Raw genomic sequence first — 26,122 nt, forward strand, 5'->3', positions numbered from 1 at the left:
TCAACCCTCTCTCGCCAGGCACCCAGGGGCGGGTAGGCGACGGTAACGAAGAAAACCATCCGGGATTGTATGGTCCCTACACTCCGGCTCAGCCGGGCTCGCTGTCGGCGTCCAGCCGGCCGAGGGCCAGGGCGATCCGCAGAGTGAACGCAGAACGTACATCGGAGGGGGCGTACCCCGTCACATCAGTCACACGTCGTAGCCGGTAGCGCACCGTGTTGGGATGGACGAAGAGCATCCTGGCCGCTCCCTCCAGCGAGGATGCCTGCTCCAGGTAGACGCTCAGCGTCTCCAGCAGGGCGGAGCCGGCCTCGTCCAGCGGTGTGTAGATCTCCTCCACCAGCTGACGGCGCGCGGCCTGGTCACCGGCCAGCGCCCGCTCCGGCAGCAGATCGTCGGCCAGCACCGGGCGGGGGGCGTCCGGCCAGGCGGCGCAGGCCCGCAGGCCGGCCGCGGCGGCGTGCGCCGAGCGGGTCGCGGAGAGCAGGTCGGGCACCGTCGGGCCGACCACCACGGGGCCCGGCGCGAACTGGCCGATCAGCGCCCGGGCCGCCTGCACCGGCTCCTTCTCGCCGCCGACCACGACCACCAGGCGCTTGCCCAGCACCCCGGTCAGCACGTGCAGCTTGGCGTACCTGGCGGCCCGGCGGATCGCCTCGACCACCAGCTCGCTGTCGCCGTCCGGCGCGCTGCCCATCACCACCCGGATCTGGCTGGGCTGGCCCCAGCCGAGCGCCGCGGCGCGCGAGAGCACGCCCTCGTCGGCGTCGCCGGACAGCAGCGAGTTGACCACCAGCGCCTCCAGCCGGGCGTCCCAGGCGCCGCGTGCCTCGGCCGCCTGGGCGTACACCTGGGCGGTCGCGAAGGCGATCTCCCGGGCGTAGACCAGCACCGACTCGCGCATGTCCGCCTCGTCGCCGGGGGCGGCCACCTCCTCGATGGCCTCCTCCATCACCTCGATCGTGGTGCGGATCAGCTCGACGGTCTGGCGCAGGGTGATCGCCCTGGTCAGCTCGCGCGGGGCGGTGCCGAAGACGTCGGTGGAGATCGCCTTCGCGGCCTCGGGGTGGCGGTACCACTCGGTGAAGGCGGCGATGCCGGCCTGGGCGACCAGGCCGATCCAGGACCGGTGCTCTGGCGGCATCCGCCGGTACCAGCCGAGCTGGTCGTCCATCCGCGAGATCGCGGCGGTGGCCAGCTTGCCCGAGGACTTCTCCAGCCGCTTGAGCGTCGCGGCCCGGCGCTCGGCGCGCTCGGCGACGTTTCTGCGCTCCTGCGCGGTCAGGCGGGGCGCCGCGCGGCCGGGGCGGTCGCGGCCCGACCGGGAGGCCGGGCTCTTCCCGGCGGCTGCGGGGCTGGGACTGGGGTCGCTCTTGGAGTTCGCGGAAGCGGCTGGCACAAGGACAAGACTGCCTCACGCGAGTGACTGCTCGCGCACACCCCCCGGCGGAGCGGCGCGGTGGCAAGGATCACACCCGGGGCCCACCCACTACGGTGGGGGCGTGACCGAAGCCGCCGACCGCCCCCGTGCCGACCTGCGCCGCACCGCCGAGCGCTACCGCTCCGCCCCGGCCGAGGGCATCGAGACCCGGCACGCGTTCTCCTTCGCGGGCCACTACGACCCGAAGAACACCCACTTCGGCGCGCTGCTCGCGTGCAACGAGGAACTCCTCGCCCCCGGGGCCGGGTTCGACGAGCACAAGCACCGGGACACCGAGATCCTCACCTGGGTGCTGGAGGGCGCGCTGGCCCACCGGGACTCCCACGGCCACGGCGGGGTGGTCCGCCCCGGGACGGTCCAGTACCTGAGCGCCGGTTCCGGCGTCACCCACACCGAACGCAACGTCGGCGGCGCCACCGGGCCGGTGCGCTTCGTCCAGATGTGGCTCCAGCCTGACGAGTTCGACGCACCCCCCGCCTACGGCCTGCGCAAGGTGGAACCGGCGGACGGCGGGTTGACGCTGCTCGCCTCCGGGCTGGAGCGCGACGCAGGGACGGACGCCCTGCGGCTGCGCCGGGGCGACGCCGCGCTGTGGCTGGCCGCCGCGGGGCCGTGGCAGCCGCTGCCGCAGCTGCCCGTGGCGCCCTGGCGGTACGCGCACCTGACGGCCGGCTCACTGGGCTACCGGACGATCCCGGGGCCCAAGGGCGGCGGCCGCTCGATGGCCCCGGGCGACAGCGTGCGGATCACCGGGGAGGCCTTCGCCGACCCCACCGCGGGCGAGGCCGGCGCCGAACTCCTGCTCTGGGAGATGCACTCGCCGGTCTCGTACGGCTAGCCGTACGGTCCGGTCAGCCGCGCAGCTCGGCGAGCACCGCGTCCGAGAAGGCCGGCCAGGCCTCGATCGCCCACGGCCCGAAGTCCCGGTCGGTGAGCACGACGCAGGCCGCGCCGGCCTGCGGGTCGACCCACAGGAAGGTGCCGGACTGGCCGAAGTGCCCGAAGGTCCCCGGGGAGTTGGCGGTGCCGGTCCAGTGCGGGCTCTTGCCGTCGCGGATCTCGAAGCCGAGGCCCCAGTCGTTCGGGCGGTGGTGGCCGTAGCCGGGCAGCACGCCGCCGGTGCCGGGGAAGGCGACCTCGCGAGTGGCCTGCCGGACGGTGGACGGGTCCAGCAGCCTGGGCGCCTGCAACTCGGCGGCGAACCGGGTGAGGTCGGCGACGGTGGACAGGCCGCCCGCGCCGGCCGGGGACTTGTGCGCGGTGTTGAGCAGGGTGTCGGTCATGCCCAGCGGCTCGAAGACCGCCTCGGCGGTGTAGCGGGAGAACTCGATCCCGGCGGCCTCGGACAGCGCCCGCGCCAGCGCGTCGAAGCCCGCGTTGGAGTACAGCCGGCGTTTGCCGGGCTCGGCGAACACCCGGTCCTCGTCGAAGCCCAGGCCCGAGGTGTGCGCGAGCAGGTGGCGCACGGTCGCTCCGGACGGCCCGGCCGGGTCGTCCAGCTCGAACACGCCCTCCTCGACGGCGACCAGCGCCGCGTAGGAGGTGAGCGGCTTGGTCACCGAGGCCAGCGGGAACAGGTGCTGCTGCGGCCCGTGCGTGCCCAGCACCGCGCCGTCCGCCCGGACCACCGCCGCCGCGGCGTGGGGCACCGGCCAGTTCTCGATCATCCGCAGGCTCTCCATGGGGTCCGACTGTAGTCGCCGGGAAATGCCCCCGGGGAAGGTGGTGGTGGAGGCACCCGGATGACGGGCTTGCTTGGAGTGCACTCAAACTAGGTAGCGTCGTCCGTGTCGCCGAGGACAGGGCGCCGGAGACGAGGCCGCCGAGCACAGGGCGGCCGAGGACAGGGGCACCGAGCCGCCGAGGACAGGGGAAACGAGCGATGACCGCACCCGCACGCATCGAGACGGACCTGCGCAGCTGCTCCGAGGTGTTCAGCCGCCCGACCGGCGACCCGGACCGGACGCCGAGGCACACCATCAGCGAGGTCGCCGCGGCGAGCGGGCTGACCGCCCACACCCTGCGCTGGTACGAGCGGATCGGCCTGCTGGACCCGGTCGGCCGGGCGTCGGGCGGACAGCGCCGCTACCGCGACGCCGATCTGCACCGGCTGGCCTTCCTGGGCCGGCTGCGGCTGACCGGCATGCCGGTGGCGGACATGCTCAGGTACGTGGACATGGCCCGGCAGGGCGAGCAGACGTACCCGGCGCGCCAGCGGCTCCTGGAGGCCCAGCGCGAGGAGGTCCGGCAGCGGATCGTCGACCTCCAGGCCACCCTCGCCGTCCTCGACTACAAGATCGACCTGTACGCCGGGAAGGCCGCCGGCATCGCCGGCACCCCGGCCGGACAGCAGGACCACCCCGTGGACAACCGTGTAGAGGAAGAGCAGAGCGCATGACTCAGACCGTCCTTCCCACCGTCGAACTCGGCACCGGCGGCCCGCTCGTGGGCACCCAGGGCCTCGGCTGCATGGGCATGAGCGAGTTCTACGGCCCCACCGACTCCGGCGAGGCACTCGCCACCCTGGACGCCGCCCTGGAGGCCGGCGTCACCCTCTTCGACACCGCCGACATGTACGGCTCCGGCCACAACGAGGAGCTGATCGGCCCGTTCGTCCGGGCCCACCGGGACGAGGTGGTGCTGGCCACCAAGTTCGCCATCATGCGCTCGGCGGAGGACGAGTCCGTCCGCGGCATCAGCAACGACCCGGCGTACATCCGGACCGCGGTGGACGCCTCGCTGCGCCGCCTCGGCGTGGACGTGATCGACCTGTACTACATGCACCGCCGCGACCCGGCCGTGCCGCTGGCCGACTCGGTCGGCGCCATGGCCGAGCTGGTCGAGGCGGGCAAGGTGCGCCACCTCGGCCTGTCCGAGGTGACCGGGGCGGAGCTGCGCGAGGCGCACGCCGTCCACCCGATCGCCGCGCTCCAGTCCGAGTGGTCGGTGTTCGCCCGCGACGTCGAGCGCACGGCGGTGCCGGCCGCGGCGGAGCTGGGCGTCGCCTTCGTGCCGTACTCGCCGCTCGGCCGGGGCTTCCTGACCGGCGCCTTCCAGGACGCCAAGGAGCTCTCGGCGGACGACTACCGCCGCAACCACCCGCGCTACAGCGGCGACAACGCGGCTTTCAACGGCGAACTGCTCGCCCCGCTGCGGGAGATCGCGTCGGCCCGCGGCGTGACGCTCGCCCAGGTCGCCCTGGCCTGGGTGCACGGGCAGGCCGAGGTGCACGGGCTGGCCGTCGTGCCGATCCCGGGCACCCGCAAGCGCAGCAGGCTCGCCGAGAACGCCGCGGCGGCGACGCTGCGGCTGACCGCCGAGGAGCTGGCGCTGCTGGAGCCGGTGGCCGGCCGGGTCGCGGGGAACCGTTACGCGGACATGAGCTCCACCTCGGCGGCGCGCGAGTAGCGGGCACCGACGGCCCGGGGAGAGCGGGTGAGCCCTCTCCGGGCCGTCGCGGGCTCAGACCGTACGGCCCAGCCAGGCGGCCAGCTCGGTCTGGACGTCGGCGCCTTCGGGGACCGGCCGGGCGTCGCCGAACGGGGCGCCGGGCGGGCGCTGTCCGGCCGGCATCACGGACCGGGCGACGGCCAGCGCGGCCCGCGCCAGGTCGTCGTCCAGGGCGAAGCCGTTGCCAAGGGCGGTGGCGATGTCCCAGGAGTGGGTCACCACCTCCATCAGGTAGCCGCCGACCGCCGCCGCGCCGGGCACCTCGCCCCAGGGGGCGACGGCCGGGCGGCCGAGCCTGGCGTCGTCCGCCCAGGCGGCGGTCACCCGGGTGCGGGCCCGGCCCAGCGCGGCCGGCCAGCCCTCGTCGGACGGGTCCTCGACGCCGGCCAGGACGTCCTGGGCGCGGCCGCCCTCACCCATGTACGCGAACCGGTGGATGCCGCCGACCACGTGGTTCAGCAGCTGACGCAGCGTGAACTCGGTGCACGGGGTGGGCCGGCCGAGGTCGGCCGGGGTGATCGTGGCGAACAGCTTCTCCAACTGGTCGAGGGCGGTCAGGTACTGCGGGCGGGCATCCTGGACGGCGGACATCTGCGCTCAACTCCTTTGTGGCGGACGGCTTTTCCGGCTCGGAGCGCAATCTTCCGGTAAAACCTGACAACCGCCGTCAGGATTACTGGGATTCTTGGACCATGAAGGCCGACCGCCTGCTCTCGATCCTGCTGCTGCTCCAGACCCGCGGCCGGGTGCCCGCCACCGAACTCGCCCAGCGGCTGGAGGTGTCCGTCCGCACCGTCTACCGCGACGTGGAGGCGCTCTCCACCGCCGGGGTGCCGGTGTTCACCGAGCGCGGCCGGCACGGCGGCATCAGCCTGCTGCCGGGCTACCGCACCGACGTGACCGGGCTGACGGCGGACGAGGCCAGGGCGCTGTTCGTGCTCTCCGCCCAGGGCGCGCACAGCGACCTCGGGCTGGACGGCGCGCTCGGTTCGGCGCTGCGCAAGGTGATGGCGGCGCTGCCGGCCCCGCACCGCCCGGCGGCCGAGCGGATCAGCGAGCGGATCCTGGTCGACCCGGCCCGCTGGATGCAGGCCCCGGCCGGCCCGGCCGCCGGCCCCGACCTCGGAGAGCTCCAGTACGCCGTCTTCGCCGACCGGCGGCTGCGGCTGCGCTACCGGCACGGAGGCGCGCCCGCGCCGGTGGACTACACCGTCGACCCGTACGGGCTGGTGAGCAAGGCCGCGGTCTGGTACCTGGTGGCCGACCTGCACGGCGAGCCGCGGCTGTTCAGGGCCGACCGGGTGCTGGTCGCCGAGACCGCGGAGGAGCCGGTGCGGCGCCGGACCGGGATCGGACTCGGCGACGTCTGGGCGGTGCTGCGCGAGCAGGTGGAGCGGCTGCCTGTGGACCTGCCGGTGCGGGCGCGGGTGCGGCGCGCCAGGCTGGACATGTTCCTGCGCATCCACGGCGGCCGGGTCAACGCCCCGCTGCCGGAGGTGGGTGCCGGGCCGGCCGAGGAGTGGGTCGAGGTGGCGATGGCGTTCCCGGCGCCGGCGGCCGTCCGCGCGTTGCTGACCTTCGGCGCGGACGTCGAGGTACTGGCCCCGCCGGCCGCCCGGCGCGAGCTGGCCAGGGCGGCGGCGGACGCCCTGCGGCTGTACCAGGACGAGTTCTCCTAGGGCGCTCGCAGGGGAACCGCCCTGCGGCGCGCGGGACTTCAGGAGCCGGGGCTGGTCCGGATCACGGCCTGGTAGCGGCCGAGCGAGATCGCCGCGAAGTTGCGCAGGCTGTCGGTGCCCTCGGTGAAGTAGCCGTTGTGGCCGGCCGCGCGGGCCGAGGAGATCTGCTCGGAGCCGAAGCCGCTCGCGGCCGGGTCGGCGCCGTGGCCGAGCCCGCCGACCTCCAGGAACGGCACGTTGCCGATCCAGTCGCTGGGGTTGCGGGTGGCCCAGACGTGCACGCCGGTGCCCAGTTCGGTGGTGTCCTGCACGCCCATGCCGGGGCTGCCGAAGACCACCAGGTCGGTGATGCCCGAGGTGTCGGACGGCGAGGCGGCCGCGCGGGGGATCTCGGGGGCAGCGGTGCCGCAGACCACCGAGCCGTACGAGTGGCAGAGCAGCGACGGCGGCGCGTCCGGCCTGGTGGTCTCCCTGAGCCCGGCGAGCAGCCGCTCCAGCCGGGGCGCGGCGACGTCGGCGAGCCGGGAGGTGGCCGCGTCGGGGCCGAGGCCGGAGGGGGTGACGTAGCCGGTCCAGGAGATCACGGCCGTCCGGGTGCCGGGCGCCTGGCGGCGTTCCTCGGCGAAGAGGGCGCGGGCCATGCCGGCCGGGGAGCGCAGCGGTTCGGCCGTCTGGTCGTGGTGGCCGAGGTCGGCGTCCGAGCCGGGGACGAGCACGGAGATCCGCTCGGCGTCGGCGAGGTCGCCCCAGACCTCGGTGACCAGGCCGCGGCCGCGCGGGTCGAAGGCCAGGATCTGCCGGCCGGGGGCGAGCAGGTTCTCGGCGTCGTTGGCGCGGGAGACGGCCAGCGCGCGGGTGTCGGAGTCCAGGTCGCGGTCGGCGGCGCGTGCTCTGGCCCGGTCGCGCTCGGCGGCCAGGGCGATCCGGTTGGCGCGGTAGCGCAGGTCCGGCGGGGCGCCGTCGTAGTTGCCGACGACCAGCGGGTACTCCTGGATCAGCCGGTCCAGCTCGGTGGGCGCGAGCGAGGCGAAGAACTGCGCGGCGGCGGCCGGGGTGGTGGTGGCCGGGTCGGGCAGCGAGCGGTCGAAGGAGTGGTCCTCGACCCAGGCGGCGCTGCCGGCCGGAGGCGTGGAGATCGCCAGCTGTTCGGAGGAGACCGCGGCCGCGGCGGCGGAGGCTCCGGCGTCGGCGAGCACCGCGCAGCCGGCGAACGCCCCGATCAGTACCCGCTTCCAGCGCCGACGGTTGCGCACCGCACCAACTCCCTTGGGGCCCGTCACCGTTTCACGGGCGGTGCCCGGAGGGTGCGATAGCTCTGCTGACTTCCCTGCGCAAGCCTAGGGGGACCGACGGGGTGACGGGAACGCCTAAACTGTGGGATGGATCACATGAACCACGGGTGTCCTTCCGGCGTCCTTGAGCGGCCGGTTCGGCGGCCCTATCCGGAGTTCCGGGCGTCGAATTCGCGGACCAGGCGCTTCGGCGCCGTCCGCCGCCAGGCCTCGGTGACCAGGTCGCTCAGCTCGTCCCGGTCCACCGGACCGAGCCGGACGCTCACCCAGCCGTGCCGGCCGACGTACGGGGCGGAGGAGAACACCTCGGGCTCGGCGGCGAGCAGTTCGGCCTGGTCCTCGGGGGAGGCCTTGACGGTGACGCGGTCCCCGTCGGGAGCGCCCATCGCGAAGATCCGGCCGCGGACCCGCAGCGTCTCGATGTCCCAGGTCGGCTCCTGGGCGGCCTCCGGCAGGGCCAGTGCCATCGCGCGGAACTCGTCGAACGTCACCATGGCGGCAGGGTAGGGCAGGGCACCGACATCGCGCGGAACTCGTCGAACGTCACCATGGCGGCAGGGTAGGGAAGGGCACCGACATCGCGCGCCCCGGGGCGGAACGGCCGGGGGCGCGGACCGGCCGGTCCACGCCCCCTTCGTGCCGTGGACGACGGCGCGCGTCACACCACGCCCAGCGCGTACGCCGCGAACAGTGCCGCCGCGGCCCCGGCCACCGCCTTGCCGCCCCGGGAGAAGGCCGTCCACGGCCCGTCGAAGCGGCGGGTGAACCAGCCGATCGCCACCAGCGCGGCGCCGAACAGCGGCAGCAGCGCCAGCCGGGCGGCCACCCAGCCGAGCGAGTCCGGCGCGGTGGTCAGCCCGGGGACGGCACCCAGGCCGGCCGCTCCCGGCACCGCGACCACGAGCATCGCGCTCTGGTGCCAGCAGAAGATCGTCATCGCCGACAGGTTGACCACCACGACCGGCAGCCAGAGCAGCGGTCGGCGGGTCAGCAGCCGGCCCAGCCGCTCCCGCAGCAGCACCGCGGCGCCGCACTGGAACGCCGCCAGGGCGAGCACCAGCAGGGACGGCGGGTGCGAGTTGGTCCGCGCCGCCCCGGGCACGCCGACCATGCTGGCCGGGTAGTGGAAGACCAGCAGCAGGGCGGCGAACACCGCGCCGCCGCCGAGCAGCAGCACCCGGGCCGCCGGACGGCCGAGCCGGCCCTGCGCCCAGAGCACGCCCAGCTGGTAGCCGAACAGCCAGCCAGGCAGGATGTTCAGCAGGGCGACCCAGGACGGCACCGCCCCGGCCCACGGCCCGTACCGCAGCAGGTCGACGGCGGCGACCGAGAGCGCCGGCAGGCCCGCCGACCAGCCGCCCAGCCGGCGCCCGGCGGCCACGCAGAGCGGGGTGAGCGCGGTCAGCCCCAGGTAGATCCCGATGTACCAGAGCGGCTGCACCACCAGCGTGGAGCCGGTGCGCAGGGTGTCCGCGGGGACGCCGAGCGCGGGCAGCAGCGGGACCAGCGCCGCCCAGACGGCCGCCACCCCGAGCACCGGGCGCAGCAGCCGGACCGTACGGGTCCGCAGCCAGCCGCCGAAGGTGACGCCCTTGGCCCTGGCCCGCTCCAGCGAGCTGGCCGAGGAGTGGCCGCCGACCAGGAAGAACACCCCGAGCATCTGGAGCACCCAGCTGAGCGGGGCGAAGAAGCCGAGGGTGGCGAGCGGGCTGGCGTTGTGCAGGGCGCCGTCGGGGGAGAGGGTCAGGCCGCCGAGCATCCAGTGGCCGACCGGCACGGAGAGCAGGGCGAGGGCGCGCAGCCCGTCCAGGGCGCGGTCGCGGGTGGCGGGGGTCCTGGCGTCGACCTGGTGGGCGGCGCGGCGCAGGGGGGTGAGGGGGCTGGCCATGGTGGTGCTCCTTCCGGTGCGGGAGGTCAGGCGGCGCGGCCGAGGGCGACGGCGGCGTAGGCGGCGAGCGAGGCGGTGCCGGGGGCGAAGTAGCCGTTGTGGCCGTGGGATCCGGTGGCGGGCAGCGGGCGGGCGCCGAAGCCGGGGGCGGTCGGGTCGGCGCCGTGGCCGAGGCCGAACAGCCGGACGTTGGGCACGTCGCCGATCCAGTCGGAGCCGTTGCGGGCGGTGGCCCAGAGCGGGACGCCAGGGTCGAGGTCGGCGGCCGAGCCGATGCCCATGCCGGGCGAGCCGAGCACCACCACGCCGGAGGCCTGGGCGGGGGTGGGGCGGGCCAGGCCGCAGACCACCGAGCCGTAGCTGTGGCAGAACAGCGTGGGCGGGGCCTGCGGGCGGGTGCTGACGGCGAGTCCGTCGAGCAGCCGGGTGAGCCGGGGGGCGCCGGCCTCGGCCAGGTCCTCGGTGGCGGCGTCCGGGCCGAGGCCGAGCGGGGTGGTGTAGCCGGCCCAGGCGATCACGGCGGTCTGCCGGCCGGTGGCGTCCAGGAGCGCGCGGGCCATGCCGGCGGGGGTGCCGTACGGGTCGGAGGCGCGGTCGAAGCGGAGCAGGTCGATGTCCGAGCCGGGGACGATCACGGCGGTGCGGCGGGCGCTGGCGAGGTCGCCGTAGACCTCGGCGACCTGGCCGCGGCCGCGCGGGTCGAAGGCGAGGATCCGCCGGCCGCCGTCCAGCAGGGCGCGGTAGCGCTCGGCGCGCTCGCGGGCGGTCTCGTGGTCCTGCGGGGTGAGGGCGGGGTCGGCGGCCCGGGCGAGTTCGCGGGCGCGTTCGGCGGCGAGCGCCAGGGCGTTGGCCCGGTACCTGAGGGCGACCGGGGCGCCGTCCAGGTTGCCGACCACCAGCGGGTGCCGGGCGGCCAGGGCGTCCTGCTGCGCCGGGCCCAGCCCGGCGAAGAACGCCGCGACGTGGGCGGGGGTGGTGGTGGCGGGGTCGGGCGGCCGCAGGCCGAGCGCGGTGTCGGCCGCCCAGGCGGCGCTGCCGGGCGGCGGGCCGGTGACGGGGGTCTGGGTGTCGGCGGCCCAGCCGCCCGCGCCGAGCACGACCGCCAGCGCCACCGCGGTGGCGGCGAGCGCCCTCCTGGCCCGAAACCTGCGCATGTCCCTGCCTCCCTTGTCCGTTCGGCAGCCGACTCGGTTCGGCTTCCGACGGAGAGGAAGGTAGGAATGCGAAGGCCCCGCGGACGTCACACCGCGGGGCCAACTCCCGGGTGCTACCGGGGTATCAGGGGGACAACCCCACCTACTGGCCGGGGGTCACCAGACCGGACTCGTAGGCCAGCACCACCGCCTGGGCGCGGTCGCGCAGGCCGAGCTTGGCGAGGATGCGCCCGATGTGGGTCTTGACGGTCTGTTCGGCGAGCACCAGTCCGGCGGCTATCTCCTGGTTGGAGAGGCCGCGGGCGATCAGCTCCAGCACCTCGGTCTCCCGCGGGGTCAGGCCGTTGAGCCGCACCTTGGGGTCGCGGCGCCTGGCCGGGCGGGTGCGGGCGAAGTCCTCGATCAGCCGGCGGGTCACCGAGGGGGCGAGCAGCGCCTCGCCGGCCGCGACCACCCGGACCGCGGCGATCAGGTCGGCCGGCGGGGCGTCCTTGAGCAGGAAGCCGCTGGCTCCGGCGCGCAGCGCCTCGTACACGTAGTCGTCCACGTCGAAGGTGGTGAGCATCAGCACCTTGGGCCGGTGGGCGCCCGGTACGGCCGGGTCGAGCAGCCGCCTGGCCGCCTCCAGGCCGTCCATGACGGGCATGCGGACGTCCATCAGCACCAGGTCGGGGTGGGTGCGGCCGTTGACCTCCAGGGCCTGGGCGCCGTCCGCCGCGTCCCCCACCACGTCGATGTCGCTCTGGGCGTTGAGGAGGGCCGCGAAGCCCGCGCGCACCATGGCCTGGTCGTCGACGATGATCACGCGGATGGTCATGCGGTGGTCTCCAGGGGGGTGTCGGGGTGGTCGAGGGGCAGGACGGCGGCCACCTTGAAGCCGCCGTCCGGCAGCGGGCCGGTGTCCAGCCTGCCATCGACCAGCCGGACGCGTTCGCGCATTCCGACCAGCCCCTGCCCGGTGCCCTCGACCGAGGCCTCCAGGGACTCGGTGCGCACCGGCGGGGCCGCGTTGACCACCGTCACCCGCAGCGCCGGGCCGTCCTCGGCCAGCGACACCCAGGTCCGCGCGCCGGGGGCGTGCCGCACCACGTTGGCCAGCGCCTCCTGCACGATCCGGTACGCGGACAGGCCGACGGCCTGCGGCACCAGGTCCACCAGGCCGGGCTCCACGGTCAGTTCGGCCGGCACCCCGGCCCGGCCCACCGTCTCGACCAGCTGGGCGAGTTGGCCGACCCCGGGCTGCGGGGCCTTCTCCCCGCCGGACTCCTCGCTGCGCAGCACGCCGAGCAGCCGGCGCATCTCGGCCAGTGACTCGCGGGCGGTGCCGGCTATCGCGGTGAACTCCTCGGAGGCCTCGTCCGGTACGCCGGTGATCCGGTACGGGGCGCTGGCCGCCTGCACCGCGATGACCGACATGTGGTGGGCCACCACGTCGTGCAACTCCCTTGCGATCCTGGCGCGTTCCTCTAGCAGGGTGCGGCGTTCGCGTTCGACCTCGCTGATGTGCTCCTGCTCGCTGAGCAGCCGGCGCGCCTCGGCGCGGTCCCGGACGGCCCAGCCGAGCAGCAGGGCGGCGCCGCTGAGCGCGATCAGCAGCATGGTGGTGCCGTCGCCGGAGCGGGGCAGGCCCAGGGTGGTGGTGAGCGCGGTGAGCGCGACGGTGGCCAGCCAGACCGAGACCAGGGTGGCCCGGCTCTCCCGCAGCGCGAGGGCCGCCAGCAGGAAGACGTAGGAGAGGATCATCGGCGCGGTCCACGGCCAGGTGCCGCCGTCCTGCTCGTACCGGGCGGTGATGGTCGCGGTGGTGACCAGGGTGGCCGCGCTGATCCACCAGGCGGCCAGCGGCCGGGTGATGGCGAGCAGCAGCGGAACGGTCTGGGCGACGGTGAGCGCGCCGGCCACCGGGAGCACCAGGCCGAAGGAGCCGACCAGGACGCCGATCCCGCTGGGGATCAGCGAGGACATCATGGCCAGGGCGACGGCGTACGGCAGCCGGCGCAGCCAGGGCCGGGGCGACTCCCCGAGCAGCGGGGTGTGGTTGTCGCCCGGAACGGTGAGGTGCTGCCAGAAGGTGCGCAGCAGGCGGTGGACGTACCGGCGGAGGTCGGCTGAGGTGAGGTTCTTCATCGCGGGCCAGCCTAGGAGGGCGGGGCCGCCCGGGCGTCGCACTGGGGCCCGAACTTCCGGGTGCCACCGGGGTATCGGGTGATACCCCGGTATGACACGGCGGTTCCGCCGGGTACTACGCGGGGTCGCGCCAGTGGCCGGCCAGGGCCGGTCCGAGCTGGTCGAAGTGACGCTCGATCACCGTGACCATGCCCTCGGGGCCGGCCGGTTCGAGTTCGGCGCTCCAGGACAGGTGGGCCGCCCGCAGCAGGCTGCCGAAGACGGCGGCGAGCACGGCGGGGCGCAGGTCCCCGGCCGGGTCCAGGCCCTCGCGTTCGGCGAGCACCTGGACCACCAGCCGCTCCTGCTCGGTGACCCGGCGCAGGTGGGCGGCGAGCAGCGGGGGCGTCTCCTCGATCATCCGCATGAGTTCGAGGGCGCTGTGGATCGAGTGGGGTCCGGAGGTCTCCGCGCTGCCGAGGTCGCGCCAGGCCTTGACGATCGAGGCGCGCAGGGCCTGGAGCGGGGTCTCCTCGGCCGGGCGGTGGCGCAGGCACTCGATGAAGTAGTCCTCGGCCACGGCCATCACGGCGAGCGCGACCTCGTCCTTGTTGGCGAAGTAGCGGAAGAAGGTGCGCTGGGAGACGTCGACGGCGGAGGCGATCTCGTCGACGGTCGTGTGGGCGAAGCCCTGCCGGAGGAAGAGCAGGTGGGCGGCCTGGATCAGGGCGTACCTGGTCTGCTGCTTCTTGCGCTCGCGCAGCCCCGGCGTGCGTCCGGGAGCATCCGGGGCGTCGGTGGTGCGGGGGGTGTGAGCGGCCATGGCGGGGGCCTTCCGGAGCGCTGGGAGCGACGGGTGGGAGCACAACCTTAGCGCTCTGACAAATGGCAGTAATGGCCAGAAGTCACTGTTTGCCGAATGTCAGCAGCTGACATAATCTGCCGAGGTGGCGCCCGTCGGGCCGGGGCACCTGTGGGGACGGGTGGGCCGGGGCGCCACCGCCGTGTCCCGCACCGAGCCATGCCCCCGGAGGGCCCCAGATGAGCCAGTCCGTCGTCAAGAACTCCGAGGCGGACGCACCGCCGCCGAATCCGCGGTCGGGGGGCGGCCTCAAGGGGCACCCCTGGCTGACCCTGCTGACCGTCGCGGTCGGCGTCATGATGGTCGCGCTGGACGGCACGATCGTCGCCATCGCCAATCCGGTGATCCAGGAGAAGCTGCACGCGGCGCCCTCCGAGATCCAGTGGGTCACCAGCGGCTACCTGCTGGCCCTGGCGGTCTTCCTGATCACCGCGGGCAAGATCGGTGACCGCTTCGGCCACAAGAACACCTTCCTGGTCGGCGCCGTGGGCTTCGCCGTCACCTCGGCCGCGATCGGCTTCGCCGGCAACATCCAGACCGTGATCGCCTTCCGGGTGCTCCAGGGCCTGTTCGGCGCGCTGCTCCAGCCGGCCGCGCTCGGCCTGCTGCGCGGGGCCTTCCCGGCCGAGAAGCTCAACATGGCGATCGGCATCTGGGGCGGCGTGATCGGCGCCTCCACCGCGGCCGGCCCGATCGTCGGCGGCCTGTTGGTCGAGCACGTCAACTGGGAGTCGGTGTTCTTCATCAACATCCCGGTCGGCCTGATCGCGGTGGCGCTCGGCCTGTGGATCCTCAGGGACGTCCGGGCCGAGAACGCCGCCAAGTCCTTCGACCTGCCCGGCATCGCGCTGCTCTCGGTGGGGATGTTCGCGCTGGTCTTCGGCATCATCAAGGCCCCCGAGTGGGGCTGGGGCGACGGGAAGACGCTGCTGTTCCTGATCGGCGCGGTGGTCCTGATGGTGCTGTTCGCGCTCTGGCAGGGCAAGGCCCGCGAACCGCTGATCCCGCTCAGCCTGTTCCGTTCGGTGCCGCTGTCGGCGGGCGTGCTGCTGATGGTGCTGATGGCCTTCGCGTTCTTCGGCGCGATCTTCTTCGTGACCTTCTACCTCCAGAACGTGCACGGGATGAAGCCGGTCGAGGCCGGTGTCCACCTGCTGCCGATGACCGGCATGATGATCGTCGGCTCGCCGCTGGCCGGCATCGCGATCGGCAAGCTGGGCCCGCGCATCCCGATCGTGGCGGGCATGCTGATCACCACCACCGCGATGTTCGGCATGTCCACCCTGGACACCGGCTCCGGCAACGGCGTCATGTCGCTCTGGTTCGTCCTGATGGGCCTCGGCATCAGCCCCGTCATGGTCGGCGCCACCGAGGTGATCGTCGGCAACGCCCCGCTGGAGCTGTCCGGCGTGGCCGGCGGCCTCCAGCAGGCCGCGATGCAGGTCGGCGGCAGCCTCGGCACCGCGGTGCTGGGCGCGCTGATGGCCGCCAAGGTCGGCGACGTGCTGCCGGGCAACTGGGCGAAGGCCGGCCTGCCGCCGGTCGAGGGCGAGGCGGGCGAGGGCCTGAAGCAGGCCGCCCAGCTCGGCATCGCCCCGCCGGCCCCGGCGGGCACCCCGCAGCAGGCGGTGGACGCGATGGCCGGCGCCGTCCACGAGTCCTTCGTCAGCGGGATGTCGCTCGCCTTCGCGGTCGCCGCCGTGGTGGCCTTCGGCGCCGCCCTGCTCGGCCTGCTCACCCGCCGCGGCACCACCGACGCGGGCCCGGCCGTGCACATCTGACGCAATCCCGGGCGGTCGGCCCGGCAGCGCCACGGCCCCGGACTCGCTGGAGTCCGGGGCCGTCGTGGTGGCCGGGGCGATCGCCCGGGCCGAGGGCCACCACGGCGGCGACCCAGGGCGGGGCCAGGGCGGGACCGCCCGGGCCCGGCGAAGGCGAAGGGCCGGACCCCCGTCGGGAGTCCGGCCCTCAGTGCCTCAGTGGCTGATCAGGCGTCGCCGCCGGCGGCGCCCGGGTCGGCCGCGGCCACGTTCAGCAGCTGGTAGCGGTCGATCGCGTCCTTCAGCGCCGAGCGGTCGATCTTGCCCTGCTTGGCGAGCTCGGTGAGCACGCCCAGGACGACCGACTGCGCGTCGATGTGGAAGAAGCGACGGGCCGCGCCACGGGTGTCGGCGAAGCCGAAGCCGTCGGCGCCCAGCGACTGGTACTGGCCGGGCACCCAGCGGGCGATCTGGTCCGGCACCGCGCGCATCCAGTCGGACACCGCGACGACCGGGCCCTCGGAGCCCTGGAGCTTCTGGGTGACGTACGGCACGCGCTGCTGCTCCTCGGGGTGCAGCAGGTTGAACTCCTCGGCCTCCACCGCGTCGCGGCGCAGCTCGTTCCAGGAGGTCGCGGACCAGACGTCGGCCTTGACGTTCCACTCCTCGGCGAGGATGCGCTGGGCCTCCAGGGCCCACGGCACGGCCACGCCGGAGGCGAGGATCTGGGCCGGGATCTGGCCCGCGGTGCCCGGCGCGTACTTGTGCAGACCCTTGAGGATGCCCTCGACGTCCACGTTCTCGGGCTCGGCCGGCATCTTGATCGGCTCGTTGTAGACGGTCATGTAGTAGAACACGTCTTCACCGTGCGGGTGCTCGGCGCTGGAGCCGTACATCCGCCGCAGACCGTCCTGGACGATGTGCGCGATCTCGAAGCCGTACGCCGGGTCGTACGCGACGACGCCGGGGTTGGTCGAGGCCAGCAGGTGCGAGTGGCCGTCGGCGTGCTGGAGGCCCTCACCGGTCAGCGTGGTGCGGCCGGCGGTGGCGCCGATCACGAAGCCGCGGGCCAGCTGGTCGGCCATCTGCCAGAACTGGTCGCCGGTGCGCTGGAACCCGAACATCGAGTAGAAGACGTACACCGGGATCAGCGGCTCGCCGTGGGTCGCGTACGACGAACCGGCGGCGATCAGGGAGGCGGTGCAGCCGGCCTCGGAGATGCCGTCGTGCAGCATCTGGCCGGTCGGCGACTCCTTGTAGGCCAGCAGCAGGTCGCGGTCGACCGACTCGTAGGTCTGGCCCAGCGGGTTGTAGATCTTCGCCGACGGGAACAGCGAGTCCATGCCGAAGGTGCGGTACTCGTCCGGCGCGATCGGCACGAAGCGGTTGCCGATGCCCTTGTCCCGCATGAGGTCCTTGAGCACCCGGACGAACGCCATGGTGGTGGCGATGGTCTGGTTGCCGGAACCCTTCTTGACCGCCTTGTAGGCGTCGTCGCCCGGGAGCTCCAGCTGCCGCGGCCGCACCTTGCGGGTCGGCACGTAGCCGCCCAGCTCCTGGCGGCGGTCGTGCATGTACTGGATCTCCTCCGAGTCACGGCCCGGGTGGTAGTAGGGCGGGTAGCCCTCCTCCAGCTGCTTGTCCGTGATCGGGAGGTGCAGGCGGTCGCGGAAGCGCTTCAGGTCCTCGACCGTCAGCTTCTTCATCTGGTGCGTCGCGTTGCGGCCCTCGAAGTTGGGGCCGAGCGTCCAGCCCTTGACCGTCTGGGCCAGGATGACCGTCGGCTGGCCCTTGTGCTCGCGGGCCGCCTTGAAGGCCGCGTAGACCTTGGCGTGGTCGTGGCCGCCGCGACCCAGGTGCTGGATCTGCTGGTCGGTCATGTTCTCGACCATCTTGCGCAGCCGCAGGTCCCCGCCGAAGAAGTTCTCGCGGATGTACGCGCCGGTCTCGGTCGCGTAGGTCTGGAACTGGCCGTCGACCGTGGTGTTCAGCTTGTTCACCAGGACGCCGTCGCGGTCCTGCGCGAGCAGCGGGTCCCAGCTGCGGTCCCAGACCAGCTTGATCACGTTCCAGCCGGCGCCGCGGAACTGCGACTCCAGCTCCTGGATGATCTTGCCGTTGCCGCGGACCGGGCCGTCGAGGCGCTGCAGGTTGCAGTTGACCACGAAGGTGAGGTTGTCCAGGCCCTCGCGGGCGGCCAGGGAGAGCTGGCCGAGCGACTCGGGCTCGTCCATCTCGCCGTCGCCGAGGAAGGCGTAGACCTGCGAGTCGGAGGTGTCCTTGATGCCCCGGTGCTCCAGGTACCGGTTCATCCGGGCCTGGTAGATCGCGCCGAGCGGGCCGAGGCCCATCGAGACGGTCGGGAACTCCCAGAAGTCCGGCATCAGCCGCGGGTGCGGGTAGCTGGACAGGCCGTAGGGGGCCTTCGACTTCTCCTGGCGGAAGGCGTCGAGCTGCTGCTCGGTGAGCCGGTCCAGCAGGAAGGCCCGGGCGTAGATGCCGGGGGAGGCGTGACCCTGGAAGAAGATCTGGTCGCCGGACTCGCCGTCGGCGTCCTTGCCCCGGAAGAAGTAGTTGAAGCCGACGTCGTAGAGCGACGCGGAGGAGGCGAAGGTGGCGATGTGGCCACCCACCCCGATACCGGGGCGCTGCGCCCGGGAGACCATCACCGCGGCGTTCCAGCGGGTCGCGTTCAGGATCTTGCGCTCGATCTCCTCGTTACCGGGGAAGAACGGCTCGTCCTTGGTGGCGATGGTGTTGACGTAGTCCGTGCTGCGCATCTCGGGCACGGCGACACGCTTCTCGCGGGCGCGCTCGATCAGCCGCAGCATCAGGTAGCGGGCACGCTCGCGCCCCCGCTCGTCGATGGCCGCATCGAGCGACTCCAGCCATTCCGCGGTCTCCTCGGGATCGAAGTCCGGGACCTGACTCGGAAGGCCGCCAATGATGATCGGGTTGCGATCGGATCCGGAAGCCACGCTGTTCCTTCACTGTCGGTCGAAACTGAGGTGTGTCGCGCCGCCTCCATCGTGCTACCGCGCTCGGAGATCCGTCATCTCTACCGATCGGTAACCGGTCCGCCTGGTGGGCGGGCCGGTCTGGCGGCGCGCGGTGCGGGCGTCTTCGTCCGCTCCGCACACCCCCGGGTGTTACGAAAAGAGGTGGTCCGACCTGGTGTCCCGTCCGCCCGATGGCGGGCGGCCGGGGTGAGGGCCAACAGGAGACTCTACGCCCGCGCACGCGCGGACCCGAATGCCGTTCGTATCTCGGGCACGCGTACGCCCTGTGGGCCGGGACCACCCGAAGCATCCTTGTCCCACGCAGAGAAGGGCAAATCGGTGTGATTCCCGACACGCGGAACGGCGTGTCCCCCTGTGCCACGTCAACCTTTGGGGGGGATCGGGGGTCGGGTACTTGCGCGAACCGCCGCTCCCGTGTGGACTACGGCCACAGCCTCGGCATGGACGCCGGGCCGAATACTGGAGGTTATTCCCGTGAGCGCGACCGCGGACCCCGCGGACAAGTCCAACCCGGTGACCCGTCTCGGCTTCGAAGAGGGCCAGATCATCCAGGAGCTGGGGTACGACGACGACACTGACCACGAGCTCCGCGAACGCATCGAGGAGTTCACCGGGACGGATCTCGTCGACGAGGACTACGACGACGTCGCCGACGCCGTTCTGCTGTGGCACCGCGACGACGACGGGGACCTCACCGACGCCCTCGTCGACGCGCTGGAGTACCTGGCCGAGGGCGGTCTCATCTGGCTGATGACGCCCAAGACCGGGCGGGACGGCCACATCGAGGCCTCCGACATCAACGACGCGGCCAAGACCGCCGGTCTCTCCCAGACCAGCTCGATCAACATCGTCAAGGACTGGGCGGCCACCAGGCTCGCGACCAAGTCCACCGCGGCGAAGTCGGGCGGCAAGCGCTGAGCGGGCTCTGAAACCCCCGCACCGGGCCCCGCCGGAGGAACTCCCTCCGGCGGGGCCCGTCGCGTTCCCCGGCGCCCCTGGAGCCCCTGGAGCCCCCGGTGACCGGCGCGGCCGGCCCGGGCACCGGGGGCGCCGGGAGCCGCGGGCGGGGCGCCCGGGGCGCCCCGCCGGAGCCGTTCGCGGAAGGCGAACGGGGACCGCCGCCGAGGCCCGCCTCATCCGTTCGGCGGAACGCCCGTAAGCGAATGGGAGGATGTGGCCCGCCGCGCCCGCCGCGCGGCGCGGTCTGCGTCAGAAAGGTCCCGCACATGGCCATCGAGGTCGGTACCCAGGCTCCGGACTTCGAGCTCAACAACCAGCACGGCGAGACCGTCCGGCTCTCCGACTTCCGCGGCGCGAAGAACGTCGTCCTGCTCTTCTACCCGTTCGCCTTCACCGGCGTCTGCACCGGCGAGCTGGGCGCGGTCCAGCGCGGGCTGGCGGGCTTCCAGAACGACACCGTCCAGGTGCTCGGCGTCTCCTGCGACTCGCAGTTCTCCCAGCGGGTCTTCGCCGACCGGGAGGGCCTGGAGTTCCCGCTGCTCGCCGACTTCTGGCCGCACGGCGAGGTCACCCGCGCCTACGGCGTCCTCGACGGGGAGCGGGGCTGCCCGCTGCGCGGCACCTTCGTGATCGACACCGCCGGCCGGGTGCGCTGGAGCGTCGTCAACGGCCTCCCGGATGCCCGGGACGAGCAGGAGTACCTGAAGGTCCTCGCGGGGCTCTGAGGCCCCCGCCCGGGCCTCTGGCGGGGGTCCGCACGCCCGCGCGGCACCCGCCGGCCGAGTGCCGCGGGGTCGTGTCCGGGCTGATCAGGGGTGCGCTCGGGAACCGCGTACTACGCTCGGGCCGTTGGCGGGGTGGGGTGCGGGAGCCGATGCGTCTTCCGCCGCCCAGGACCGCACCACCGGGGGCACCACTGGACGTGCCTCCCGATTCTTGGAGGACTAGTGGGAGTCAGCCTCAGCAAGGGCGGAAACGTCTCGCTCACCAAGGAGGCCCCCGGCCTCACCGCCGTGCTCGTCGGTCTGGGCTGGGACGTCAGGACCACCACCGGCGCGGACTTCGACCTGGACGCCAGCGCCCTGCTGTGCAACGCCCAGGGCAAGGTCGCGTCGGACGGCAACTTCGTCTTCTTCAACAACCTGAAGAGCCCGGACGGCTCGGTGGAGCACACCGGCGACAACCTCACCGGTGAGGGCGAGGGCGACGACGAGGCGATCAAGGTCAGCCTGGTCGGCGTGCCGGCGGACGTGGACAAGATCGTCTTCCCGGTGTCGATCTACGACGCCGAGACCCGCGGCCAGAACTTCGGCCAGGTGCGCAACGCGTTCATCCGGGTGGTGAACCAGGCCGACAACACGGAGCTGGCCCGGTACGACCTCTCCGAGGACGCCTCCACCGAGACCGCGATGGTCTTCGGCGAGCTGTACCGCAACGGCGCGGAGTGGAAGTTCCGCGCCATCGGCCAGGGCTACGCCTCCGGCCTGCGCGGCATCGCGCAGGACTTCGGCGTCAACGTCTGAGTTCTCGTCGGCGGCCTTCACCGGCGGCCCGCGGCGCGGCCCGCGCGCCGTTCTCCCGGGGCGGTCCCGGACCTCCGTGGTCCCGGGGCCGCCCCGGCCGCGTTCCCGGGCGTGTCCCCGGCCGCGTTCCCCGGCGGGGGCGGGCCGCGGGCCGGTTCGCCCGGTCGGGTGCCGCGCCGGTCCGCCGCGCTGCGAGGATGTGAGTTCAGGAAGTTCAGCCGACCGGAGCCGGTCGGCCGGGGCCGCGGGGGATACACCTGGATGGCGCCCCGGGAGAAGCATGGGAGGAAGAACGTCATGGTGGTCACGCTCGCCAAGGGCGGCAACGTCTCGCTCACCAAGGCCGCGCCGAACCTGACGCAGGTCCAGATCGGCCTCGGCTGGTCCGCCCGTTCGACCACGGGCGCCCCGTTCGACCTCGACGCGAGCGCCCTGATCTGTGGTGGCGGGCGAGTGCTCGGTGACGAGTACTTCGTCTTCTACAACAGCCTCAAGAGCCCCGAGGGCTCGGTGGAGCACCAGGGCGACAACCTCACCGGCGGCGACGACACGGGTGACGACGAGGTGGTCGTGGTCAACCTCGACCTCGTCCCGGCACAGGCGGACAAGGTGGTCTTCGCGGTCTCGATCTACGAGGCCGAGGCGCGGTTCCAGAACTTCGGTCAGGTCCGCAACGCCTACATCCGGGTCGTCAACTCGCTCGACGGCCAGGAGATCGCCCGCTACGACCTGTCCGAGGACGCGTCCAGCGAAACCGCGATGATCTTCGGCGAGCTGTACCGCTACGCGGGCGAGTGGAAGTTCCGCGCGGTGGGCCAGGGGTACGCCTCCGGCCTGCGCGGCATCGCGCTCGACTTCGGCGTGAACGTACAGTAAGGGCGGAAATCGGACTCGTCGCACCCGACCCGATCATGAGAACCGAGGGCAGTGCGGGGGAGACCTGACCGGGCCCGGCCCGGTCAGGGCGTCTCGGGGACGAGGCCGCCCCCGACACGGCCAAAACCCGAAAGGTAGCCAACTCCCGTGTTCCTCCGCACATTCGGCTGGTCGTTCGCGATCACCGCCATCGGTCTGGTCGCAGCCGGACTGCTCTGGGGAGCCCAAGGCTTCGGCATCGTGCTGATCCTCTCCATCCTGGAGATCTCCCTGTCGTTCGACAACGCGGTGGTCAACGCCACGGTGTTGAAGCGGATGAACCCGTACTGGCAGAAGATCTTCCTGACCGTCGGTGTGCTCATCGCGGTCTTCGGCATGCGCCTGGTCTTCCCGCTGCTGGTCGTCGGCCTCACCGCGAAGCTCAATCCCGCGACGGTCATCGACCTCGCGCTGCACTCCGACAAGACCCACGACGGCCTCACCTACGGCCAGTACCTGGAGGCGGCCAACCCGGCCATCGCGGCCTTCGGCGGCGTCTTCCTGCTGATGATCTTCCTCGACTTCATCTTCGAGGAGAAGGACTACAACTGGCTGGCCTGGATCGAGCGCCCGCTGGAGAAGGTCGGCAAGCTGGAGGCCTTCTCCAGCGTCGTCGCCCTGGTCTCCCTGCTGCTGGCCGCCAACTTCTTCGCCGAGGAGCACGCGGAGACCGTGCTGCTCGCCGGCGTCCTCGGCCTGGTCACCTACCTCACCGTCAACGGCCTCTCGTCGATCTTCGAGTCCGGCCTGGAGGCCGAGGAGGAGCGCGAGGAGGCGGCGGAGAAGTCCGGCAAGTCGATCGTCCAGGTCGGCGGCAAGGCGGCGTTCTTCCTCTTCCTGTACCTGGAGGTCCTGGACGCCTCGTTCTCCTTCGACGGCGTGGTCGGCGCGTTCGCCATCTCCAGTGACATCTTCATGATCACCCTGGGCCTCGGCATCGGCGCGATGTACATCCGCTCGCTGACCGTCTTCCTGGTCCGCAAGGGCACCCTGGACGACTACGTCTACCTGGAGCACGGCGCGCACTACGCGATCGGCGCGCTGGCGGCGATCCTGCTGGTCGGGATCAAGTACCACATCCCGGAGATCGTCACCGGCCTGATCGGCGTCGCCTTCATCGGGCTGGCGCTCGGCTCCTCGATCCTGCGCAACCGGCGCGAGGGCTCGGACGAGGAGCCGGAGCCGGTCGGCAGCGGCGCCGAGTAGCCGTCCGACGGACACACGCGCGACGGCCGCCCCGGGATTCCCGGGGCGGCCGTCGCGCGTTCGTGGTCCGCCGGGTCGTGGTCCGGGGCGGCCCGTCCGGAGCACGGACCGGCCGCCCCGCTGCGGAGGCGGGGCGGCCGCCCCGGGACGCTCCTGTGGACGTCAGCCGAGCTGCTGCTCGATCGCGCGCAGCTTGCGCTCCAGCGAGTCCAGCTTCGGCATCGACAGGGTGTCGTCGTCCGCGGTCAGGTCGACGGTCGAGCCGCTGCGGGACGACCCGGTGCCGGAGGCCGAGGAGGCCGAGGAGTACGAGGAGGACGAGTAGGTGGAGGAGGAGTACGAGGAGCTGACCGCGGCGCGGGGGCGGCGGCCGGCGTCCAGGGCGGCCGGCTCGAGCGGGTCGGTGGACCGGAGCGAGGCCGAGTAGGACGAGGACGGAGTGGTGGCGTCGGATTCCGCGGCTAGGGCAGGCTCCGTAGTGCTCGGGCCGTCTCCGGCAGCCGTGAGAGCGGGCACCTGGCGGCCACCGCGGGCCCGGGCGAGCATGCCGCCCTGGCGGGAGATGGCCTTCAGCTCGGCCCGCTCGCGGCGGTCGGCGGTACGGGCGCGGGCCTTGGCGTCCAGCTTCGACTGGCGCTCCTCGCGGACCTCCTCGACGGCCTCGTCCAGGCTGCGGACGTTCTCCAGCAGCATCAGCGACCAGGCCGCGTAGGTCTCGCGCGGGGCGCGCAGCCAGCGGACGATGCGGATCTGCGGCAGCGGACGCGGCACCAGGCCCTGCTCGCGCAGCGCGGCCTTGCGGGTCTGCTTCAGCGCCCGGTCGAACAGGATCGCCGCCGAGATCGACATGCCGGAGAAGAACTCGGGGGCACCGTCGTGCGAGAGGCCGCGCGGGGCGTGCACCCAGTTGAACCAGGCCGACGCGATCGCGAACACCCAGACCAGCAGGCGCGAGCCGAGGGCGGCGTCACCGTGGCTGGCCTCGCGGACGGCGAGCACCGAGCAGAACATCGCGGCGCCGTCCAGGCCGAACGGGACCAGGTACTCCCAGCCGCCGGACAGGCCCAGGTTCTCCTTGCCGAAGCCGACCAGGCCGTGGAAGGAGAGGGCGGCGGCGACACCGGCGCAGCAGAACAGCAGCGTGTACGAGGAGATGCCGTAGACCATCTCCTTGCGGCGGCGGCGCTCCTCGCTGCGCTCCCAGGAGTCGCCGGACTCGTCCTTCTTCGAGCTCTTGAAACGCAGCGTCGCCATCAGGACGGCGACGAACAGCAGGGCTGCGCCGCCGACGACGGTCCAGACCAGCTGTATGGAGGTCAGGTTCATTGCGGGTCGGGCCTCGGGTTTCCGCAGGGGACAGGTACACAGCGAGACACAGGCGGTCAGGACCGGCCGGGCGGGCATGGCCTGACGGTTCGTTCGTCGCCGCACGGCGTGCCGCCGCGCCCGCGCAGGGGCGGACGGGACACCTGTGCGGCTAGACGATATCGCGTCCGGGAGGGCGGCATGTTACGGGAGGGGGCTGGCTCCGGCCAATCGACCCGCCGGTCCGGCCGACCTGGGTAGCGGAAGGGCCGGACGGGGTATCGCCCGGCCGGGCCGATGCCCGATCATTGGTCGGCGGACCGTCAGACCGCCTGGCGGGAGCAGGGGGAGAGGACGGCATGGTCTCGATCTGGGAGTACCTGCGCGGGGACCGGAGCTACACCTTCGACAACCCCGGCGGTCAGCACAAGGTCACGCTCACCAAATCGTCCCCGCAGCACGCGATCACCGGGCCGGCCGCCACCACCGGCTACCTCTACGTCAACCTGCACTGGACGATGAGTTCCGGCGGCGCCCGGCCGAGTCCCTGGGACTCCTTCAGGCGGTTCTTCAGCCCGCGGCTCCTGCGGCCGCAGGAGCCGGACTCGGCGCAGGGCACCGAGCCGACGAACGTCGACCTCGACCTGGCCTGCATGTACGAACTCTCCGACGGCTCCACGGGTGTGGTGCAGCCGCTCGGCGGGCTCTTCGGCGACCTCCAGAGCGCGCCGTACATCAAGCTCAGCGGCGACGACCAGTACGGGGCGCCGTCCGGCGAGACGATGTACGTCAACCTGGAGAAGAAGGACAAGTTCAAGCGGCTGCTGATCTTCGTCTACATCTACGACGGCACGCCGGCCTTTGAGCAGTCGCACGCGGTGGTCACGATCGTGCCGCAGACCGGGCCGCGGATCGAGATCAAGCTGGAGGAACGGGCCAGGGCGGCGCGGTCCTGCGCGGTGGTGCTGATCGAGAACGCGGGGGACAACCAGCTGAGGGTGCGCCGCGAGGTGCGGTACGTCAACGGGTTCCAGGCGGACATCGACAGGCTGTACGGGTTCGGGATGCAGTGGCAGCGCGGGTACAAGGGGGACTGACGGCGGGTGGTGACCGGCGGTCCTCGCGGCGGGGGCGGGGCGCCGTCGGACCCGGTCGGACCCGGCTGGGCCGGGCCGGGCTGGTCCGGGGTGGCGGGTGGTCCCGCCGGGGCGTCAGCGGGGCTGGAACTGCGGGCCCTGCGGGGGCAGCGCGAACTCCTCGCCGGCGAGCGCCGGGGGCTGGGCCGTCGGCGACTGCGGCGGGACGGGCGGCTGCTGGCCGGTGCCGGACGCTGCGGGTAGCCGTAGCCGGCGGGGCGCTGCGGCGGGGCGGGCCGGTCGGGCTGGGGGTAGCCGTAACCGCCCGGCTGCTGCTGGTAGGGCTGCTGGCCGGGGCCGGGCTGCGGGTAGCCGTAGCCGCCGGTCGGCTGCTGCTGGGGGTAGCCGTACCCCGTGCCGGGCTGCTGTTGGGGATAGCCGTAGCCGGTGCCGGGCCGGTGGCCGGGAGGCACGGTGGGCGGCGG

The 26,122-nt window shown here is 73.0% G+C and carries 23 protein-coding genes; 11 read left to right on the top strand and 12 right to left on the bottom strand.

The window, feature by feature from the left end:
• Nucleotides 1-88: 88 nt before the first annotated feature.
• Nucleotides 89-1,285, bottom strand: a complete 1,197-nt coding sequence (locus BU198_RS10020) for a PucR family transcriptional regulator (RefSeq protein ID WP_188296505.1) — start codon at nt 1,283-1,285, stop codon at nt 89-91.
• Nucleotides 1,286-1,502: 217 nt separating this feature from the next.
• Between BU198_RS10020 and BU198_RS10025 the strand changes: the two genes are divergently transcribed.
• On the top strand, nt 1,503-2,279 hold the full coding sequence (locus BU198_RS10025; protein ID WP_188296483.1) for a pirin family protein: 777 nt from the start codon (nt 1,503-1,505) through the stop codon (nt 2,277-2,279).
• A 13-nt stretch (nt 2,280-2,292) separates the two neighbouring features.
• Here BU198_RS10025 and BU198_RS10030 read toward each other — a convergent pair whose 3' ends face one another.
• Entirely contained in the window at nt 2,293-3,123 is an 831-nt protein-coding gene (locus BU198_RS10030) for a serine hydrolase domain-containing protein (protein ID WP_188296484.1), read from the bottom strand.
• Nucleotides 3,124-3,323: 200 nt separating this feature from the next.
• On the opposite strand from BU198_RS10030, the gene BU198_RS10035 reads away from it, so the two are divergent.
• Both BU198_RS10035 and BU198_RS10040 read left to right on the top strand, forming a co-directional pair.
• Nucleotides 3,324-3,839 carry a MerR family transcriptional regulator gene (locus tag BU198_RS10035; protein WP_188296485.1) on the top strand — a complete coding sequence of 172 codons (516 nt, stop codon included), beginning with the start codon at nt 3,324-3,326 and terminating at the stop codon, nt 3,837-3,839.
• Nucleotides 3,836-4,849 carry an aldo/keto reductase gene (locus BU198_RS10040; RefSeq protein ID WP_188296486.1) on the top strand — a complete coding sequence of 338 codons (1,014 nt, stop codon included), beginning with the start codon at nt 3,836-3,838 and terminating at the stop codon, nt 4,847-4,849. Before BU198_RS10035 ends, BU198_RS10040 begins: the two co-directional genes overlap by 4 nt.
• Before the next feature lie 54 nt (nt 4,850-4,903).
• On the opposite strand, the gene BU198_RS10045 is transcribed toward BU198_RS10040, so the two are convergent.
• Nucleotides 4,904-5,482 (bottom strand): TIGR03086 family metal-binding protein, encoded by a 579-nt coding sequence (locus BU198_RS10045; RefSeq protein WP_188296487.1) that lies wholly within the window; start codon nt 5,480-5,482, stop codon nt 4,904-4,906.
• Nucleotides 5,483-5,583: 101 nt separating this feature from the next.
• Here BU198_RS10045 and BU198_RS10050 point away from each other — a divergent pair, with 101 nt between their 5' ends.
• Nucleotides 5,584-6,570, top strand: coding sequence for a helix-turn-helix transcriptional regulator (locus BU198_RS10050; protein WP_188296488.1), 987 nt, complete (start codon nt 5,584-5,586; stop codon nt 6,568-6,570).
• A gap of 38 nt (nt 6,571-6,608) precedes the next feature.
• On the opposite strand, the gene BU198_RS10055 is transcribed toward BU198_RS10050, so the two are convergent.
• From BU198_RS10055 to BU198_RS10085, 7 genes are all read right to left on the bottom strand, one after another.
• Nucleotides 6,609-7,823: an alpha/beta hydrolase gene (locus BU198_RS10055; RefSeq protein WP_317620048.1), complete on the bottom strand. Its 1,215-nt coding sequence runs from the start codon at nt 7,821-7,823 to the stop codon at nt 6,609-6,611.
• A gap of 185 nt (nt 7,824-8,008) precedes the next feature.
• Complete coding sequence (locus BU198_RS10060; RefSeq protein ID WP_188296490.1) at nt 8,009-8,356, bottom strand: MmcQ/YjbR family DNA-binding protein; 348 nt, start codon at nt 8,354-8,356, stop codon at nt 8,009-8,011.
• 164 nt (nt 8,357-8,520) lie between these two features.
• A complete protein-coding gene (locus BU198_RS10065; RefSeq protein WP_188296491.1) occupies nt 8,521-9,750 on the bottom strand; it encodes an acyltransferase family protein in 1,230 nt (409 codons plus the stop codon).
• 26 nt (nt 9,751-9,776) lie between these two features.
• Nucleotides 9,777-10,904, bottom strand: a complete 1,128-nt coding sequence (locus tag BU198_RS10070; protein ID WP_188296492.1) for an alpha/beta hydrolase — start codon at nt 10,902-10,904, stop codon at nt 9,777-9,779.
• A gap of 142 nt (nt 10,905-11,046) precedes the next feature.
• Nucleotides 11,047-11,721 carry a response regulator gene (locus BU198_RS10075; RefSeq protein ID WP_188296493.1) on the bottom strand — a complete coding sequence of 225 codons (675 nt, stop codon included), beginning with the start codon at nt 11,719-11,721 and terminating at the stop codon, nt 11,047-11,049.
• Nucleotides 11,718-13,031 (bottom strand): sensor histidine kinase, encoded by a 1,314-nt coding sequence (locus BU198_RS10080; protein WP_188296494.1) that lies wholly within the window; start codon nt 13,029-13,031, stop codon nt 11,718-11,720. Before BU198_RS10080 ends, BU198_RS10075 begins: the two co-directional genes overlap by 4 nt.
• A gap of 115 nt (nt 13,032-13,146) precedes the next feature.
• Complete coding sequence (locus tag BU198_RS10085; RefSeq protein WP_188296495.1) at nt 13,147-13,833, bottom strand: TetR/AcrR family transcriptional regulator; 687 nt, start codon at nt 13,831-13,833, stop codon at nt 13,147-13,149.
• Nucleotides 13,834-14,051: 218 nt separating this feature from the next.
• Between BU198_RS10085 and BU198_RS10090 the strand changes: the two genes are divergently transcribed.
• Nucleotides 14,052-15,653 (top strand): MFS transporter, encoded by a 1,602-nt coding sequence (locus tag BU198_RS10090; RefSeq protein WP_188296496.1) that lies wholly within the window; start codon nt 14,052-14,054, stop codon nt 15,651-15,653.
• Nucleotides 15,654-15,859: 206 nt separating this feature from the next.
• On the opposite strand, the gene aceE is transcribed toward BU198_RS10090, so the two are convergent.
• Complete coding sequence (gene aceE, locus BU198_RS10095; protein ID WP_188296497.1) at nt 15,860-18,610, bottom strand: pyruvate dehydrogenase (acetyl-transferring), homodimeric type; 2,751 nt, start codon at nt 18,608-18,610, stop codon at nt 15,860-15,862.
• Nucleotides 18,611-19,126: 516 nt separating this feature from the next.
• Here aceE and BU198_RS10100 point away from each other — a divergent pair.
• The 5 genes from BU198_RS10100 (at nt 19,127) to BU198_RS10120 (ending at nt 23,256) form a co-directional block, all read left to right on the top strand.
• The gene (locus BU198_RS10100; protein WP_188296498.1) at nt 19,127-19,570 is read left to right on the top strand and encodes a DUF3052 domain-containing protein; all 444 of its coding nucleotides are present in this window, start codon (nt 19,127-19,129) and stop codon (nt 19,568-19,570) included.
• Between the two features lie 308 nt (nt 19,571-19,878).
• Nucleotides 19,879-20,337 carry a peroxiredoxin gene (locus BU198_RS10105; RefSeq protein ID WP_188296499.1) on the top strand — a complete coding sequence of 153 codons (459 nt, stop codon included), beginning with the start codon at nt 19,879-19,881 and terminating at the stop codon, nt 20,335-20,337.
• 222 nt (nt 20,338-20,559) lie between these two features.
• A complete protein-coding gene (locus BU198_RS10110) occupies nt 20,560-21,135 on the top strand; it encodes a TerD family protein (protein ID WP_188296500.1) in 576 nt (191 codons plus the stop codon).
• A 297-nt stretch (nt 21,136-21,432) separates the two neighbouring features.
• Nucleotides 21,433-22,011: a TerD family protein gene (locus BU198_RS10115; protein WP_188296501.1), complete on the top strand. Its 579-nt coding sequence runs from the start codon at nt 21,433-21,435 to the stop codon at nt 22,009-22,011.
• Between the two features lie 147 nt (nt 22,012-22,158).
• Nucleotides 22,159-23,256: a DUF475 domain-containing protein gene (locus BU198_RS10120; protein WP_188296502.1), complete on the top strand. Its 1,098-nt coding sequence runs from the start codon at nt 22,159-22,161 to the stop codon at nt 23,254-23,256.
• A 162-nt stretch (nt 23,257-23,418) separates the two neighbouring features.
• Here BU198_RS10120 and BU198_RS10125 read toward each other — a convergent pair whose 3' ends face one another.
• Nucleotides 23,419-24,582 (bottom strand): DUF2637 domain-containing protein, encoded by a 1,164-nt coding sequence (locus BU198_RS10125; RefSeq protein WP_188296503.1) that lies wholly within the window; start codon nt 24,580-24,582, stop codon nt 23,419-23,421.
• A 338-nt stretch (nt 24,583-24,920) separates the two neighbouring features.
• Between BU198_RS10125 and BU198_RS10130 the strand changes: the two genes are divergently transcribed.
• Nucleotides 24,921-25,658, top strand: a complete 738-nt coding sequence (locus BU198_RS10130; RefSeq protein ID WP_188296504.1) for a Tellurium resistance — start codon at nt 24,921-24,923, stop codon at nt 25,656-25,658.
• The last annotated feature ends 464 nt before the right edge of the window (nt 25,659-26,122 follow it).

The sequence above is a fragment of the Streptomyces sp. CBMA156 genome (assembly GCF_014596515.1).
Taxonomy (GTDB): domain Bacteria; phylum Actinomycetota; class Actinomycetes; order Streptomycetales; family Streptomycetaceae; genus Kitasatospora.